At 34.3% G+C, this 15,003-nt stretch carries 17 protein-coding genes; 10 read left to right on the top strand and 7 right to left on the bottom strand.

The features are described from left to right. Positions 1–64: 64 nt before the first annotated feature. The gene (locus ABW636_RS04065; RefSeq protein WP_367588675.1) at positions 65–907 is read right to left on the bottom strand and encodes a DUF6252 domain-containing protein; all 843 of its coding nucleotides are present in this window, start codon (positions 905–907) and stop codon (positions 65–67) included. 353 nt (positions 908–1,260) lie between these two features. On the opposite strand from ABW636_RS04065, the gene ABW636_RS04060 reads away from it, so the two are divergent. The 3 genes from ABW636_RS04060 to ABW636_RS04050 are packed head-to-tail and all read left to right on the top strand — an operon-like array spanning position 1,261 to position 3,067. Further along, on the top strand, positions 1,261–1,800 hold the full coding sequence (locus tag ABW636_RS04060; RefSeq protein WP_367588674.1) for a 30S ribosomal protein S16: 540 nt from the start codon (positions 1,261–1,263) through the stop codon (positions 1,798–1,800). A 14-nt stretch (positions 1,801–1,814) separates the two neighbouring features. Next, positions 1,815–2,339: a ribosome maturation factor RimM gene (gene rimM, locus ABW636_RS04055; protein WP_367588673.1), complete on the top strand. Its 525-nt coding sequence runs from the start codon at positions 1,815–1,817 to the stop codon at positions 2,337–2,339. A gap of 11 nt (positions 2,340–2,350) precedes the next feature. Next, positions 2,351–3,067 (top strand): tRNA1(Val) (adenine(37)-N6)-methyltransferase, encoded by a 717-nt coding sequence (locus tag ABW636_RS04050; RefSeq protein ID WP_367588672.1) that lies wholly within the window; start codon positions 2,351–2,353, stop codon positions 3,065–3,067. 143 nt (positions 3,068–3,210) lie between these two features. Here ABW636_RS04050 and ABW636_RS04045 read toward each other — a convergent pair whose 3' ends face one another. Beyond that, positions 3,211–3,528: a hypothetical protein gene (locus tag ABW636_RS04045; RefSeq protein WP_367588671.1), complete on the bottom strand. Its 318-nt coding sequence runs from the start codon at positions 3,526–3,528 to the stop codon at positions 3,211–3,213. Positions 3,529–3,956: 428 nt separating this feature from the next. Here ABW636_RS04045 and ABW636_RS04040 point away from each other — a divergent pair, with 428 nt between their 5' ends. After that, positions 3,957–5,135 carry an acyl-CoA dehydrogenase family protein gene (locus ABW636_RS04040; protein ID WP_367588670.1) on the top strand — a complete coding sequence of 393 codons (1,179 nt, stop codon included), beginning with the start codon at positions 3,957–3,959 and terminating at the stop codon, positions 5,133–5,135. Positions 5,136–5,205: 70 nt separating this feature from the next. Here ABW636_RS04040 and ABW636_RS04035 read toward each other — a convergent pair whose 3' ends face one another. From ABW636_RS04035 to ABW636_RS04025, 3 genes are all read right to left on the bottom strand, one after another. Then, positions 5,206–5,475, bottom strand: coding sequence for a hypothetical protein (locus tag ABW636_RS04035; RefSeq protein WP_367588669.1), 270 nt, complete (start codon positions 5,473–5,475; stop codon positions 5,206–5,208). 313 nt (positions 5,476–5,788) lie between these two features. After that, on the bottom strand, positions 5,789–6,538 hold the full coding sequence (locus ABW636_RS04030; protein WP_367588668.1) for a tetratricopeptide repeat protein: 750 nt from the start codon (positions 6,536–6,538) through the stop codon (positions 5,789–5,791). Positions 6,539–6,739: 201 nt separating this feature from the next. Further along, positions 6,740–7,321 carry an RNA polymerase sigma factor gene (locus ABW636_RS04025; RefSeq protein WP_367588667.1) on the bottom strand — a complete coding sequence of 194 codons (582 nt, stop codon included), beginning with the start codon at positions 7,319–7,321 and terminating at the stop codon, positions 6,740–6,742. A 294-nt stretch (positions 7,322–7,615) separates the two neighbouring features. Between ABW636_RS04025 and ABW636_RS04020 the strand changes: the two genes are divergently transcribed. The 3 genes from ABW636_RS04020 (at position 7,616) to ABW636_RS04010 (ending at position 10,408) form a co-directional block, all read left to right on the top strand. Then, positions 7,616–8,827: a BaiN/RdsA family NAD(P)/FAD-dependent oxidoreductase gene (locus ABW636_RS04020; protein ID WP_367588666.1), complete on the top strand. Its 1,212-nt coding sequence runs from the start codon at positions 7,616–7,618 to the stop codon at positions 8,825–8,827. A gap of 163 nt (positions 8,828–8,990) precedes the next feature. Further along, complete coding sequence (locus ABW636_RS04015) at positions 8,991–9,539, top strand: DUF1697 domain-containing protein (protein ID WP_367588665.1); 549 nt, start codon at positions 8,991–8,993, stop codon at positions 9,537–9,539. Between the two features lie 80 nt (positions 9,540–9,619). Continuing rightward, positions 9,620–10,408: a hypothetical protein gene (locus ABW636_RS04010; RefSeq protein ID WP_367588664.1), complete on the top strand. Its 789-nt coding sequence runs from the start codon at positions 9,620–9,622 to the stop codon at positions 10,406–10,408. A gap of 119 nt (positions 10,409–10,527) precedes the next feature. Here ABW636_RS04010 and ABW636_RS04005 read toward each other — a convergent pair whose 3' ends face one another. Then, positions 10,528–11,100, bottom strand: coding sequence for a TetR/AcrR family transcriptional regulator (locus tag ABW636_RS04005; protein WP_367588663.1), 573 nt, complete (start codon positions 11,098–11,100; stop codon positions 10,528–10,530). A gap of 28 nt (positions 11,101–11,128) precedes the next feature. Next, a complete protein-coding gene (locus ABW636_RS04000; RefSeq protein ID WP_367588662.1) occupies positions 11,129–11,602 on the bottom strand; it encodes a TspO/MBR family protein in 474 nt (157 codons plus the stop codon). A gap of 103 nt (positions 11,603–11,705) precedes the next feature. Here ABW636_RS04000 and ABW636_RS03995 point away from each other — a divergent pair, with 103 nt between their 5' ends. The 3 genes from ABW636_RS03995 to ABW636_RS03985 are packed head-to-tail and all read left to right on the top strand — an operon-like array spanning position 11,706 to position 14,694. Then, positions 11,706–12,788, top strand: coding sequence for a diphosphomevalonate decarboxylase (locus ABW636_RS03995; RefSeq protein WP_367588836.1), 1,083 nt, complete (start codon positions 11,706–11,708; stop codon positions 12,786–12,788). Positions 12,789–12,837: 49 nt separating this feature from the next. Continuing rightward, on the top strand, positions 12,838–13,773 hold the full coding sequence (locus tag ABW636_RS03990; protein ID WP_367588661.1) for a mevalonate kinase family protein: 936 nt from the start codon (positions 12,838–12,840) through the stop codon (positions 13,771–13,773). Positions 13,774–13,785: 12 nt separating this feature from the next. Continuing rightward, complete coding sequence (locus ABW636_RS03985; protein WP_367588660.1) at positions 13,786–14,694, top strand: geranylgeranylglycerol-phosphate geranylgeranyltransferase; 909 nt, start codon at positions 13,786–13,788, stop codon at positions 14,692–14,694. Positions 14,695–15,003: the final 309 nt, after the last annotated feature.

Genomic DNA, 15,003 nt, shown 5'->3' with positions numbered 1-15,003 from the left:
ATAAAAATGAGTGGTTTTTACTAGTACAGTTGAGTAAGGTAATTACTTCTGCATAAAGGGGTAATTAATATCCAAAATCAAAGGTTCCGCCAGAGATGGTAACACCACTTCGGGTATCAAACTCAAAGCTTCCGCTTATACATTTGGTTTCTAATGAATGGTCGGTTATTGTTAAGCTTCCTGACAAAACAGAGGACTTATCGTTATTTAGTGAATATGAGGCGCTATAATCTCCTGACCCTGTCAACGAATATGTACCAGGGGTAACATCAGAAGAAAATATGATAGTAATTTCTTGGGTCGAATTGGTTGCTTTAATAAGTATTGAAGAATCATCAACACCAAAAATATCAGCAGAATGATCATCGGTAATCATCTCTACACCATCTACCATAGCCGTCAAAGAAGCATTCAATAAACACTCGTTAACAGCTTCTGTTATTTCTTCCAGTTTGGACGCGTTTTCTAATGGTAACCTGTAGAACCATCCATTACTAAAATTTAATGAATTGCCATTCTCATCTTTTAAATCTTTAAAATGAAAATTACCAGAAATTTCGTTATTAGAAATTTCGGTTATTTCTACAGTACCGTCTGTTTCTCCTTCTTTAGAAACAAACTCAATACTATTATTATCCTGAAAACTTGCTTTATTTATTGCTTGTTGGGCAGTTTTATAAGTTCCTTTGTTTGTAGAAACTACAGAAAAACTTATTGATTGATTATCTGTACTACCAGAAATCACCAAAGTACCGTCCTCAAAAATTACAGCTTTTTTAATCGTCGATCTAAACAATTCACCGTCGATTTTTGCCTGTAGTGCCGGATCGTTAATTTCAACATCTGTTGTACAAGATGTCAAAAAAAGGCAGATAACTGCCAGCATAGGGGTAATTTTTCTAATCATAGACAGGGGCTTTTATATGATTTTTCTTACTGCAAAACCACAAAATATGTGTTTACTCTTACAAACATAAGGTCTAAAACTCAATTAAACAACATTTTGATCGAAAAAATACATATTTTATCGATGAAATACACAATTAAAGCTTTTTTACCTGTAAAAACAATTTGATTTATTGTGCATTTACCCTAAAACAAGTGTTTTTTCAAAATCGACATACGTCATTAATCCACAAATAATTACCTTTCAAAGAATAAAAAAAACAAACTAACATTTATACATTTCTAGTTCATATAAAATACTTATATTTGCCCCCTTAATTATGAATAGGGTCGAGTACCCAAAAATTAATTTTTATGCCTGTTAAAATCAGATTACAGAGACATGGTAAAAAAGGAAAACCTTTTTACTGGATCGTAGCAGCAGATGCTAGATCAAAAAGAGATGGAAAATTTCTTGAAAAATTAGGAACGTACAATCCAAATGTAAATCCTGCAAGTATTGACTTAGATGTTGATGGTGCTGTAAAGTGGTTACAGAATGGTGCACAACCTACAGATACTGCAAGAAACATTTTATCTTACAAAGGAGCTTTGCTTAAAAATCACCTAGCTGGTGGTGTAAGAAAAGGTGCTTTGACAGAAGAGCAAGCCGAAGAGAAATTCCAAGCTTGGTTATCAGACAAAGAAGGAGCAGTTGGTGCTAAGAAAGAAGCACTAGCAAAAGCTGACGAAGAAGCAAAAGCAAAAATTCTTGAAGCTGAAAAAGAAGTAAACGCAAAACGCGAAGCTGCTGCAAAAGCAGAGGAAGAAGAAGCAAAAGCAGCTGCAGAGGCTGAAGCTGCCGAAGCTGCCGCAGAAGAAGTAACTGAAGAAGCTAGCAACGAGGAAGAATAGTTGCATTATTAACGATGAAGAAAGAAGAATGCTTCTATCTAGGTAAAGTCGTAAGTAAATTTAGTTTTAAAGGTGAGGTATTGATAAAATTGGATACCGATGAACCTGAAAGTTATACAAAAATGGAATCAGTCTTTGTTAATTATAACAATCATCTGGTTCCATTTTTTATTGAAAAATGCACTTTACACAAAAGTGATTTACTACGCGTAAAATTTGAGGATATTGATTCTGAAGAAGATGCAGACGATCTTATGAAAGTAGAATTGTATCTTCCACTCACTCTATTACCAAAACTAGAGGGAGATCAATTTTATTATCACGAAATTATTGGATTTACTATTAAAGACACTTCTTTTGGAGAAGTGGGGATCATAAAGGCAATAAATGACTCTACCGCTCAGGCACTGTTCGAAATAGATCGTAAGGGTGTAGAAATACTTATTCCTATGAATGATGAATTTATTGAAAAAGTAGATCGTACATCAAAAACAATTGTGGTAACCACTCCAGAAGGGTTGATTGATCTTTATTTATAAAAAACCATTTTATGAACGCCCCTTTCGTTTTTAAACAATTTACGGTTGAGCAAGATCGATGTGCTATGAAAATTGGTACTGACGGGGTGTTATTAGGAGCCTGGACACCAATCCCCAAAGAAACGGCCAGCATATTAGATATTGGTGCAGGTACCGGGATTATTTCATTAATGGCAGCACAACGCTCTTATGCAGAGGTTATAGATGCAATAGAAATTGACACCGATGCCTATGAGCAAACCGTAGAAAACTTTGAATCTTCTCCTTGGGGGGATCGTTTATTTTGCTATCACGCTTCATTTCAGGAATTTGTTGCAGAAATTGATGAGCAATATGACCTACTCATTAGTAACCCTCCTTTTTTTGCAGAAGATTACAAAACTTCTAATAAAAAAAGGGACATGGCGAGATTCGAGGATGCTTTACCTTTTGAACACTTATTAGCCGGTGCGACTAAACTATTATCTGATCACGGTAATTTGGCATTAATTCTACCCTACAAACAAGAACAAAGGATTGTTACCCTTGCGAACCAACTCAAACTATATCCTGAGAAAATAACTCGGGTAAAAGGCACTCCCACATCAGAGATTAAAAGAAGCTTACTGTTTTTTGGTCGTCATAAAGAAAAATCATGTGAAATTAACGAATTAATAATAGAAAACTCACGCCATAACTATACCGACGATTATACACTTCTTACCAAAGATTTTTATCTCAAAATGTAACTCAACACTGTTTATTTTTAACGTATACATTCTGCAACAAACAAAAGTATAACCCATAAAAAAAGAGAGTCTACAAAAAGCCCTCTTTTTCTAATTTAATCACTCTACGAAGTTTAATCTATATTACATTAAATTAAAGCTCTTTACTTTTTCTTGATCCAATTACCATCAGCATCACAAAATACTTCCATTTCTTTTTCTCCTTGCTTCAATATCAATTTAAATTCTGAAGCATCCTCTTTTGCAGCTGCCTTTTCAATTTTTGCACCTGCAAAATCCTTTGCTACTGCATCTAATACTTTTTGTGGTAAATTTTCTGTTGCCAGTTCTACAAATTTTTCCTGAACTGGTGGAGCAACTACTTTTGTTTCTAAACTAGAAACCTCTTTCTGGGCATAGATATTTTGAGTTCCTACTAATAATCCAAATGCGAATACCATTAATACAACTAAATTTTTCATCTGTTTCATTTATTTTATTTGTTATACCATCTTAGAATAGAATAATTATGCCAACCAAGGTTAAAGAAATCACAAATCCACTCAACCCACTACAAAACAACAAATTACAACACAACACCACACATATTCACAACATTAACTCATCCAAGTTGTATTTTTTTATGTGTAGAAGAAAAGTCTAAACAGTGGAATTAATACACAAATCTACCTTTAGGATCTTAAAAAATTGTTGTTTTATTTATTGTGATTAGTCACTTCTTAAAAATGTCAAAAAAATTGCTTGCTCCTTTTTCATTACCTACATTTGTTATAACCGCATTAGAGAAACACAAAAAAACATGAAATGAGCCATCGCTATTTCGTCTATACCAATCGAAATGGTTATTGGCAAATTACACCTGATCTCTAAAACAATAAAATAGAAACAGATGAAACCAGACTTATTTCAAGCACCTGATTATTACCAAATTGATGATTTATTAAGTGAAGAACACAAAATGGTTCGGGATGCGGCCCGAAGTTGGGTAAAGCGAGAAGTATCTCCTATTATTGAAGAGTTTGCACAACGTGCCGAGTTTCCTACTCAGATTATTAAGGGGCTTGCAGAAATAGGAGCATTTGGACCTTATATCCCAGAAGAGTATGGAGGTGCAGGGCTCGATCAAATAAGCTATGGGTTAATCATGCAAGAAATAGAACGAGGAGATTCTGGAGTACGATCTACTTCATCGGTACAATCCTCGTTAGTTATGTATCCAATCTGGAAATACGGATCCGAAGAACAACGAAAAAAATATTTACCCAAACTGGCCTCTGGAGAGTTTATTGGCTGTTTTGGGCTTACAGAACCCGATCACGGATCCAATCCAAGCGGAATGACCACCCATTTTAAAGACAATGGAGATCATGTGATTCTTAACGGTGCCAAACTCTGGATTTCTAACGCACCTTTTGCTGATATTGCTGTGGTTTGGGCCAAAAATGAGGAAGGTAGAATTCACGGATTGGTTGTAGAGCGTGGTATGGAAGGATTTTCTACTCCCGAAACGCATAACAAATGGTCACTAAGAGCTTCTGCAACCGGAGAGCTAATTTTTGACAATGTAAAAGTTCCTAAAGAAAATATATTACCCGGTAAAAATGGTCTGGGAGCACCTCTTGGTTGCCTGGATTCTGCACGTTATGGTATTGCCTGGGGTGCGATTGGTGCCGCTATGGATTGTTATGACACTGCTTTACGGTATGCCAAAGAACGAATCCAGTTTGACAAACCCATAGGAGCAACACAACTACAGCAAAAAAAGCTAGCAGAGATGATTACCGAAATCACTAAAGCCCAATTATTAGCATGGCGATTGGGGGTATTAAGAAACGAAGGCAAAGCTACCAGTGCGCAAATATCGATGGCAAAACGCAACAATGTCGAAATGGCTATAAATATTGCTCGAGAAGCACGACAAATTCTTGGCGGAATGGGAATTACTGGTGAATATAGCATTATGCGCCATATGATGAATCTGGAAAGCGTGATTACCTACGAAGGAACCCACGATATCCATCTGCTTATTACAGGATTAGATATCACAGGTTTTTCAGCATTCAAATAAAAATCCTCTGGACAAGCCCACGAGATACTCAACAAAAATAGAAAAGTATCCGGTCATTGTAGGCTTATATTTAAGCGAGTGATTTTACATTTTTGGTACTACTGTCTTTTGCAAAAAAGCCAAATTCGAACCCTACCGCCTGCGCATATACAAAACTCTGCAAAGCAATATTATACTCTATGGGAGCATTTAATAGTTTCATAGTTCTTATAATACGATACAATTTAGTTTTCGAAACGCCTAATTTTGACGCTAACTCTAAGGGCGTTCCTGTCGCTTGTAAACGAATTAACTGATCAATACGTTCTATAAGCTCAATGTGTTTGATGATACCATTCATAATTTTCCTTTACTTAAGATTGAATTATTAAATCAATTTTTATGTGGGGTTTATAAGTTAATGTCTGGAAGAAAAGTAATGTTACCTCAAAACTGTACTTTTTTACGCATTTCTACTTTTTTTCATAATTTACTCAAGTTCAACACGTAAACACCCTCATACATACTTATAATTAAACTCAATTTTGCATTAGAAAATGGTATCAAAAAGTTTGATATATAAAAACCCCAAAGGTTTCGAAGACCTTTGGGGTTTTTATATAATTATGTTTGTAATAAACAAAGTGAAATCAAACACAATCTATATAGTGTTCTTATTTTTTTTCTAACAGTTCTAGCAATTCTGTGGCCCTACTTTTATAGGTCCCATCGTAGCCAATGATTTCTAAAAGTAACTCTTCTACTTTGGCTGTTTTGTTTAGTTTTAAATAGGTAAGTGACAAATACCATTGTGCTACTTCCAGATATTTTGTATCCTCAACATTTTCAAATTGCTGTATCGCTTTCTCTTCCTGATCTATATTTAAATAGCTATTCCCCAAATACAATGATAACGGTTGTTGTTCTCTTATGTTTGGATATTTTTCCAAAGCAACTACCACAGAATCATAAATCCCCTTACCATATTGTTTGATAATATCCTGCACTTCTATACTTGTCTCTCCTCGTGTCATATCCTCTACCGGAAAAGGAGCATAATAAGCTCCGTACAAATCTAGTGCATGTTGAGCAGAGTTACTGGTATACAACAATGTACCAATACCAAACAGTACTACAATAACTGCTGCCATTTTATAGTACAAACCATCTCTGTTGGGTCTAATAGACACCACATCAGGTGCCTCATCTAATCTAATATGCGCACTAATATTCTTTAACTTATTTTTAAAAGCAATGGTATCTGCATCTTGCAAAGTAGTATGTAACGCTCTATGCATTGCTACTTCTTCTTTTAATGCGTCATTCTTCTCCATTTCCTGTTCAAAAGTCACTAGTTCTTCCTGGGGTAAGGAACCCTGCAGATAGTCTTCTATTTTTTCGAATAATTCTGGGGTACGTTCCATTTGTTACCTAATTTATATTAAAAATCAGATAGAAATCACAAGTTGTTTGAAGCATAAGACGTTATCTATTCCTATAATTTTCGATTTTGAATAACTTCAAAATCACTTTGCAATTTTGCGTATCTGTCTTTTTACATTGTTATATGAAATTTATTACTGGTATAGGGGTTTACCCCTCTACCATTCATACATTTCATCAGTTTAGTTTTTTTCTATTGGTTCTTTTAATTCCTTATATAAGGGGTCTTTTTCAATCATTTCTATTAAATGCTCTTTACATTCAAATTTCTTCTTTCGGGCATATCCTTCTGTATAGCCAGTACTTTCTGCAATTTGCCTCATACTCTTACCATTAAAAACCATATTAAGTACTTTTTGGCAAGCTTCACTTAAATTCACAAAATGCTTGCGATATACATGAGCCTCTTCATTTCTCTCTATTTCTTCAACAATATCGGGATCTAGAGCTTCTACAGCTTCTAGCAAATCTTCTGCACTCACCATCTTATTATTTTTTCGGAGGCGATTTCTCCAAATATTTTTACAGATTCCATAAAAATAAGTTTGCAATGAAGCATACAGTTCTATTTGCTCTACTTTTAGTTTCTGATAAATCAACACCATCGCATCCTGAAAAACATCTTCTACATCTAATTCGCTACCCGAATTCTGAAGCACATATCGTCGAATATAAGGCATATTTTTTTTATAAAATGCTGTAATAACGACCTCATCTCCGGTTTTGATACCTTCTAAAATTTTCTGATCTTCGATAGTATTCATAGGTGTATGTACTAAGACAACAAATTGTTACTCCCTTATAATGTTAAATATATGTAAAAGTAACATTTTTCCGTTCTTTGCTATTCATATATAGAGAGAAACAACGTTAAAAACACAAATGTAGTGCATGGTTTGGCTGTTAGTTGAGAGTTGTTAGTTAATACTCACAAAAAACATACTTCACAGACTTAGGAGTGACATAGTCAAAGTCGATATTAGGTTTTTTAATCGTTATTAAATACAAATGCCATCAAAAACCAATCAAATCACAACAGATTTTACGAGTTTTGCAGTATGAACTATGATTTGATTATTGTTGGCGGGGGTGCGGCTGGTTTTTTTACAGCTATCAACGTTGCCGAAAACAAGCCCGAACTTAAGATTGCAATCCTCGAACGAGGAAAAGAAGTATTATCAAAAGTACGTATCTCCGGTGGAGGAAGATGTAATGTCACCCACGCCGAGTTTATCCCTAGTGAACTTAGCAAAAACTATCCCAGAGGTGAAAAAGAACTAAAAGGACCATTTCATACTTTTATGACTGGTGACACTATAGAATGGTTTGACAATAGAGGAATCGAATTGAAAATTGAGGATGACGGAAGAATATTTCCTGTCTCTGACTCCTCGCAAACGATTATTGATTGTTTTTTATCCGAAGCCAAAAAACTAAACATAGCCATCCTTACAGGTCATGCAGTTAAAGATTTTCACCCAAAGAACGGACAATGGACTGTGGACACCAGCCAAGGAGTATTTAACACCTCCAAACTAATGATTGCTACAGGTAGTAATCCAAAAATATGGAATCATTTACAAGAACTGGGACACCAAACGGTTTCTGCAGTGCCATCTTTATTTACTTTTAACATCAAAGATGCTAGGATTAAGGGATTACCAGGAGTTGCAACACAAGCTTCGGTAAAAGTTCGACAATCAAAATTATCCAGTCAGGGGCCTCTGCTAATTACACATTGGGGAATGAGTGGCCCTGCAATATTAAAGTTGTCGGCATGGGGAGCCATCGAATTAAATGCCAAAAACTATCAATTCGAAATACAAGTAAACTGGTTACCCGGCTATGCTACCCACGAAATTGTTGCCGAACTTAAAACTCTAAAAGAGCAGTACCCCAAACAACAAATCTACAAACACAAACAATTTGAACTTCCTAAAAGGCTTTGGCAAAGTTTGGTAATTGCAGCCAACATCAAAAATGATACTCGATGGGCAGACACCAACAAATCACAGCTGCAAAAGCTAGCAGAGCAACTTACTCAAGCAGTTTTTAACGTTAATGGAAAGAGCACTTTTAAAGAAGAATTTGTAACTGCCGGAGGTATAGACCTTAAAGAAGTGAACTTTAAAACTTTTGAAAGCAGAACGCATCAAAATTTATATTTTGCAGGAGAAGTTTTAAACATCGATGCCATCACAGGGGGCTTTAATTTTCAGAATGCATGGACAGGAGCTTTTATCGCTGCACAAGCAATAACTAAAGTGTAGTTGATTTCTGAAATCAAACATTAAAAGGAATAAAAAACATACTTTAACAGGTTAAGCACGACCCGTATTTTTAACATATATAATGGTAAAACCAAAAACCTCCTTTTAGTTCTTCTACAAGACCTAATGAGGCAAAAAACTAAATTGTTGTAAAAAACCACCGATGAACACTTACATAGCTTTACTTCGCGGAATTAACGTTGCCGGACAAAAAAAGATCAAAATGGTTACTCTAAAGAAACTATGTGAAGATATGGGATTTACTTCTGTTACCACTTATATACAAAGTGGAAATATTGTTTTTAAATCTCAGAAAACTGACGTTACCGTATTGAGTCAATCTATCTCTACAGGAATCCAACAACAATTTGGTTTTGAAGTCCCTATACTTGTACTTACACATGATACTTTAGCAGATATTTACAATAACAATCCTTTTGCTCATCGTATAACTATTGGAGAAATAGACAGTAAAAAAATGTACTTTACCTTATTATCAACTCCACCAGATCCCCATGCTAAAAAAGAGATTATCGTAAACTCTCAAGAAGGTGAAGAATTCGTTATCACTCACAAAGCAGTTTATTTTTATGCGGGTATTGGATACGGAAAAACAAAACTGAGCAACAATTTTTTTGAGAAAAAGCTAAAAACACAAGCGACCACCAGAAACTTGAAAACCGTACTTAAATTGCTTGACTTAAGTATCTAAACCCAAAATACACCCCTGTTATTTAGTTATTTAGGGTAATTTTTCGTATCTTCTTAGGGCAAACCAATACCTCATACAGTATGAAAAAAATTACCCTTGTTCTTTTGCTAATGTTCTTATTTAGTAACGTTATATACAGTAAAGAGTTTAACGAAAAAGATCCCGTAAAAAAGCTTCTGGTTGATTATATCAATAAAATGAATGCACTGACCCAAGGAACCCAAAAAGAGGATGTACTTGAGTTATTTGATGGAAAATATAGCGGAAACACGGTTTATGTTAACTTATCAGGAGCTCTGGTAAGAAAAGATTATTCAAAAAGAGATATCTCTTCTCAACTAGATGATATTATTAACGATAATAATTACAGTTTTAAACTGACATTGGATAAAATCATCTTTCAGAATCAGAAAGAAATAGCCGGTACCATTTCTGCTATTATCAATTTTGAATCTTCTGTCGATAATCGATTGGCCGAAAAAGGAACCATGGTGATGAACATGGTAGTTGTGCGTGTTAAAGGTACTTGGAAAATAGTACAAAACAATATGGTTCGTGTTTCCGAAGCCAAAGACATTGGAGAATGTATTTGCTATATGTATGAAAAAGGAACTACCAAATTTGTTACCGAAGTATATTTTCCTTCTGGAATAGAATATAGCCAGGAATTAAACGCTTTTCAGGTAATGACCAAAAACGAAAAACGCATTGTTAAGTCAGAGAGCAATGAATATTACTGGAATAAAAACACCGGAAAAATTACCCTTAAAGGAGGTAAAATTGGTCAAACAAGTGATTCTAAAAAAGCAGTACAGTATGTACTAAAGGATCTGTATAAAGATTCTTGCGTAAATATTGTATTTAATTAATATCGCTGTTCTTATAGGAAATAGCATAACTTAACCTTAAAAAGTATGCATATGTGTGATATCTGGCTTGTCGAAGGAATTCCTTCGGCAAGCTTATAACCAATTTTTTAATTCTTAAGTTACTGAATAATGGTTTGGTCTTTTAAAAAACCTCTCCAAGAGATTTCAATCGCTTGATTGATATGTTTTTCTTGAAGTTTTACCTGCTCATTTTCGTGAATTTTCACCAGAGACACTACATTTCCGAAAAACAATTCTTCCATCACCAGAGTATTATATGACTTAAATACTTTCTCTTTTACACCTTTTTTGAAGTAACTTTCGATATCTCCATAATATTGCCTGGCTTTATCTTTTAAGGATTGAGGTATTTCTGGTGAACGTGCAATTTGTTCAGAGAATATAAATGCCAGCGGATTATTTACAAAGTAATAGAACAAGTTAAGCCACATTACTGTAAATTGCTTTTTTATATCATTCTCTGGGATGTTACGCATTACTACTGTTCCAAAATCCTGAGTAAGCATCAAATACAACTCGGTGATGATTTCTTCTTTATTTTTAAAATGATGGTAAACGGTTCCGTTTGCTACACCCGATTCTTTAATGATTTGAGAAAGCGACGTAGCATTGATACCTTGTTTTGTTATTAACTCGAGTGTAGTCTGTAAGACTATTGCTTTTTTACTCATAAAAAAAATCCTATTCGGTATTCTTCATTTAATTTAGTTGCCATACACCAAAATTCAATGCAGTTGCAAACGCAACCCAAACGACATATGGGATCAATAGATATGCAGCGACAGAATTAACCACCGTAAACCACTTAATCGTAAATAATAACAGGATAAAAAGAGCTACAATATCCAGCAGTGCGATTAATGGGTTTTGCAATCCAAAGAAAAATATTGGCCACGCTGCATTAAGCAGCAATTGAAATCCAAAATGATATAACGCAGTTTTTACCCATTTATGATAAAAACCTTTGCTCCAAACAATTCCGGCCGAAATACCCATCAAAACATAGAGTAAAATCCATACCGGGCCAAAAATCCAATTAGGGGGGGTAAAAGAAGGTTTTTGTATAGAAGCATACCATGTGTCTAGTGACGTTTTTGAAGCCAAACTGCTTAAAAAACCTATCAAAACACATGCTAAAATAGATATAATAATACGTAAAAACCTCTTTTTCATTGAATTTAGTTAGTGTAACACTAAAATAGCAATTATTTTCGCTACAAATGTACTTAAACTCTTCTAGAGCATTTATCTTTGTTCAAAATTATTACATACAATGATGGAATATTCCGAATTTAGTTCTTCTATACTTTCAGAATTACCCAAAGAAGGACATATTACATGTACTTCTCCCAGTAATATTGCTTTAGTAAAATATTGGGGTAAACGACCAGTTCAATTACCAGAAAATGCTTCTATAAGTTTTACACTGGAAAGCTGTAAAACTACTACTCGTCTAACTTATAAAAAAAAGGAAGATACTAAAAATGATTTTGATTTCGAACTTTTTTTTGAAGGAAAACCTAAACCCGAATTTAAACCTAAAATATTAGCATTTTTTGAGAGGATAGAGGAATATCTCCCCTTTTTAAAACAGTATACATTTACTATAGAAACCAGTAATACGTTTCCTCATAGTAGTGGAATTGCTTCATCTGCCAGTGGAATGAGCGCTCTGGCTTATTGCTTGATGCTACTAGAAAAAGAGATAAGCCCAACTATTACAGATTCACAATTATTAAAAAAAGCATCTTTTCTTGCTCGATTAGGGTCTGGAAGTGCTTGTCGAAGTATCGAAGGCCCCATTACCGTTTGGGGAGAACATAATGATATTTTGGGAAGCAGTGATTCTTTTGCTGTTAAATTTCCGTATACGGTACACCCAAACTTTGAAGCCTACCAAGATACGATCTTATTAATTGATAAAGGCGAAAAACAAGTAAGTAGTACCGTAGGGCATGATCTTATGCATGGGCACCCTTTTGCCGCAAAACGATTCGAACAAGCCTCTCGTAACATCTCTACATTAAAGGATACCATAAGTAGTGGTGATCTAAATACTTTTATAGAGATTGTAGAAAGTGAAGCGCTTACATTGCACGCAATGATGATGACCTCTATGCCTTATTTTATACTCATGAAACCAAACACTTTATCGGTTATCCAAAAAATTTGGGAGTATCGTAAACAAACGGGATCCAAAGTTTGTTTTACACTAGATGCTGGTGCTAATGTACATGTTTTGTATCCAAATAGTGAAAAAGAACAAGTTTTAGACTTCATTACTAAGGAGTTAGTTGCGTATTGTCAGAATGGGCAGTATATTTGCGACAAAATAGGATTCGGAGCAAAAATAGTGTAACTTTATATAAATTAAGGTTACTAACTAATTATACAACCAACTAACAGCAATGAAAGGACCATTATTTTATTCTAAAATACTTTTGTTTGGAGAATACGGTATCATTAAAGATTCGAAAGGTCTTTCAATACCCTACAATTTTTTTAAAGGCGCATTAAAAGTAAGTGAACAGCCTAATGAAGAGGCACAGCAATCCAATGCAAGTCTAAAAAAATTTGTGACCTATCTAGAAAGTATTGAGGATAAAAGGATCGCTACCTTTGATTTTGGAAAGCTACACACCGATGTTAATGCTGGAATGTATTTTGATAGTAGCATCCCACAAGGATATGGCGTAGGAAGCAGTGGTGCGTTGGTTGCTGCTATATATGACAAATATGCTACCAAAAAAATCACTGTGCTAGAAAACCTTACCAGAGATAAACTCATACAGCTCAAAGAGATATTTGGTCTTATGGAGTCCTTTTTTCATGGTAGCAGCTCTGGGTTGGATCCATTAAATAGTTATTTAAGCTTACCTATTCTTATACATTCTAAAGATAATATAGAGCCAGCAGGAATACCTTCGCAAAGTGTCGAAAACAAAAAAGGCGCTGTTTTTTTACTAGATAGTGGTATGGTTGGAGAAACGGCTCCTATGGTAAATATCTTTATGGAAAGCATGAAACAAGAAGGTTTTAGAAACATGCTTAAAAATCAATTTGTTAAATATACGGATGCCTGTGTCGAAGACTTCTTAAAAGGAGATGTCAAATCATTGTTTTCTAATATCAAAGAGCTTTCTCATGTAGTCTTAGACAATTTTAAACCTATGATTCCAAAGAAATTTCATACACTTTGGAAAAAGGGTATAGAAAGTAATGATTACTACCTAAAATTATGCGGTTCTGGTGGTGGAGGTTATATCTTAGGGTTTACACAGGATTTCGATAAAGCACAAGCTTCACTCAAAGATTATAAGCTGGAGGTTGTTTATAATTTTTAATAAGCATTTCTTATGCTTACCCGCAGAAACAAACTCGTACTTCTAAAATTATTAAGCCTGTTTTCTGTAGTAAGAGGGTATAATATATTAATCATTGTACTTGCACAGTACTTTACTTCTATATTTATTCTGGCTTCTCATATTGACTTACGACATATACTTCTGGATCCTAATTTATTTGTAATTGTCCTTGCCTCTACTGGTGTTATTGCTGCAGGATATATTATTAACAATTTTTATGACAAGGAAAAAGATTTAATCAACAGACCACAAAAAACTATGCTGGATCGCCTGGTTAGTCAGCGCACCAAACTTACAGGGTATTTCATACTTAATTTTCTATCTGTAGTATGTGCCAGTTATGTTTCGTTTAGAGCAGTTATGTTTTTTTCGCTCTATATTTTTGCTATCTGGTTCTACTCTCATAAACTCAAAAAGTTTCCTGTAGTGGGTAATGTTATGGCAGCGCTATTGGCCATCACCCCTTTCTTTGCCATATTTATCTATTATAAAAACTTTGATGAAGTTATTTTTGTACATGCCACCTTTTTATTTTTAATTCTTATTATTAGAGAAATTGTTAAAGATTTAGGCAACCTAAGAGGAGATTTGGCACATAACTATAAAACCATTCCTATTTTTTATGGAGAAAAAACCTCTAAGCAAATTATCAGCACATTAATTTTAATCTCAGGTATTCCTATTTACCTATTACTTACCCGCTATCAAATTGGATTTATGTATCTCTACTTTTTATTATGCATCCTGTTTTTGATCATATTTCTTTTTGCTTTATGGATATCAAAAAAGAAAACACATTATGTATGGCTACATAATATTCTAAAACTTATTATTGTGACAGGAGCATTTAGCATCATCCTAATCGATGTAAATATAATTCTGGACAAAATTCTTTGGTAGTAAACGACCTATTTATGCATAAAGTCTAAGCCAAAACTTCTAACAACGCTTACCAAATCAATATAAATAAATGATCCTCGGGACAAGTTCAAGAGGCATTAAACCTTAAATCCCGCTAAAAAAAGTGTTAGTTCAACCATCTATTTTGAAGGCATTGCTACACAAATTTTCAAAACAGAGTTTCATTAATAAAAGAGGTCGTCTAAAAAGTTATTTTTAGGCGATTTTCTTTTTCATCCATTATGGTTTTTGTTGATTTTTTTCAATTTTAGGATTAAAAGATGTGTTTTAAAAAGGCACACGCAATCC

The sequence above is a fragment of the Aquimarina discodermiae genome (assembly GCF_040786235.1).
GTDB lineage: Bacteria > Bacteroidota > Bacteroidia > Flavobacteriales > Flavobacteriaceae > Aquimarina.
The sequence above is the reverse complement of the archived record's forward strand: the minus strand, read 5'-3'. Positions and strand labels throughout refer to the sequence as shown.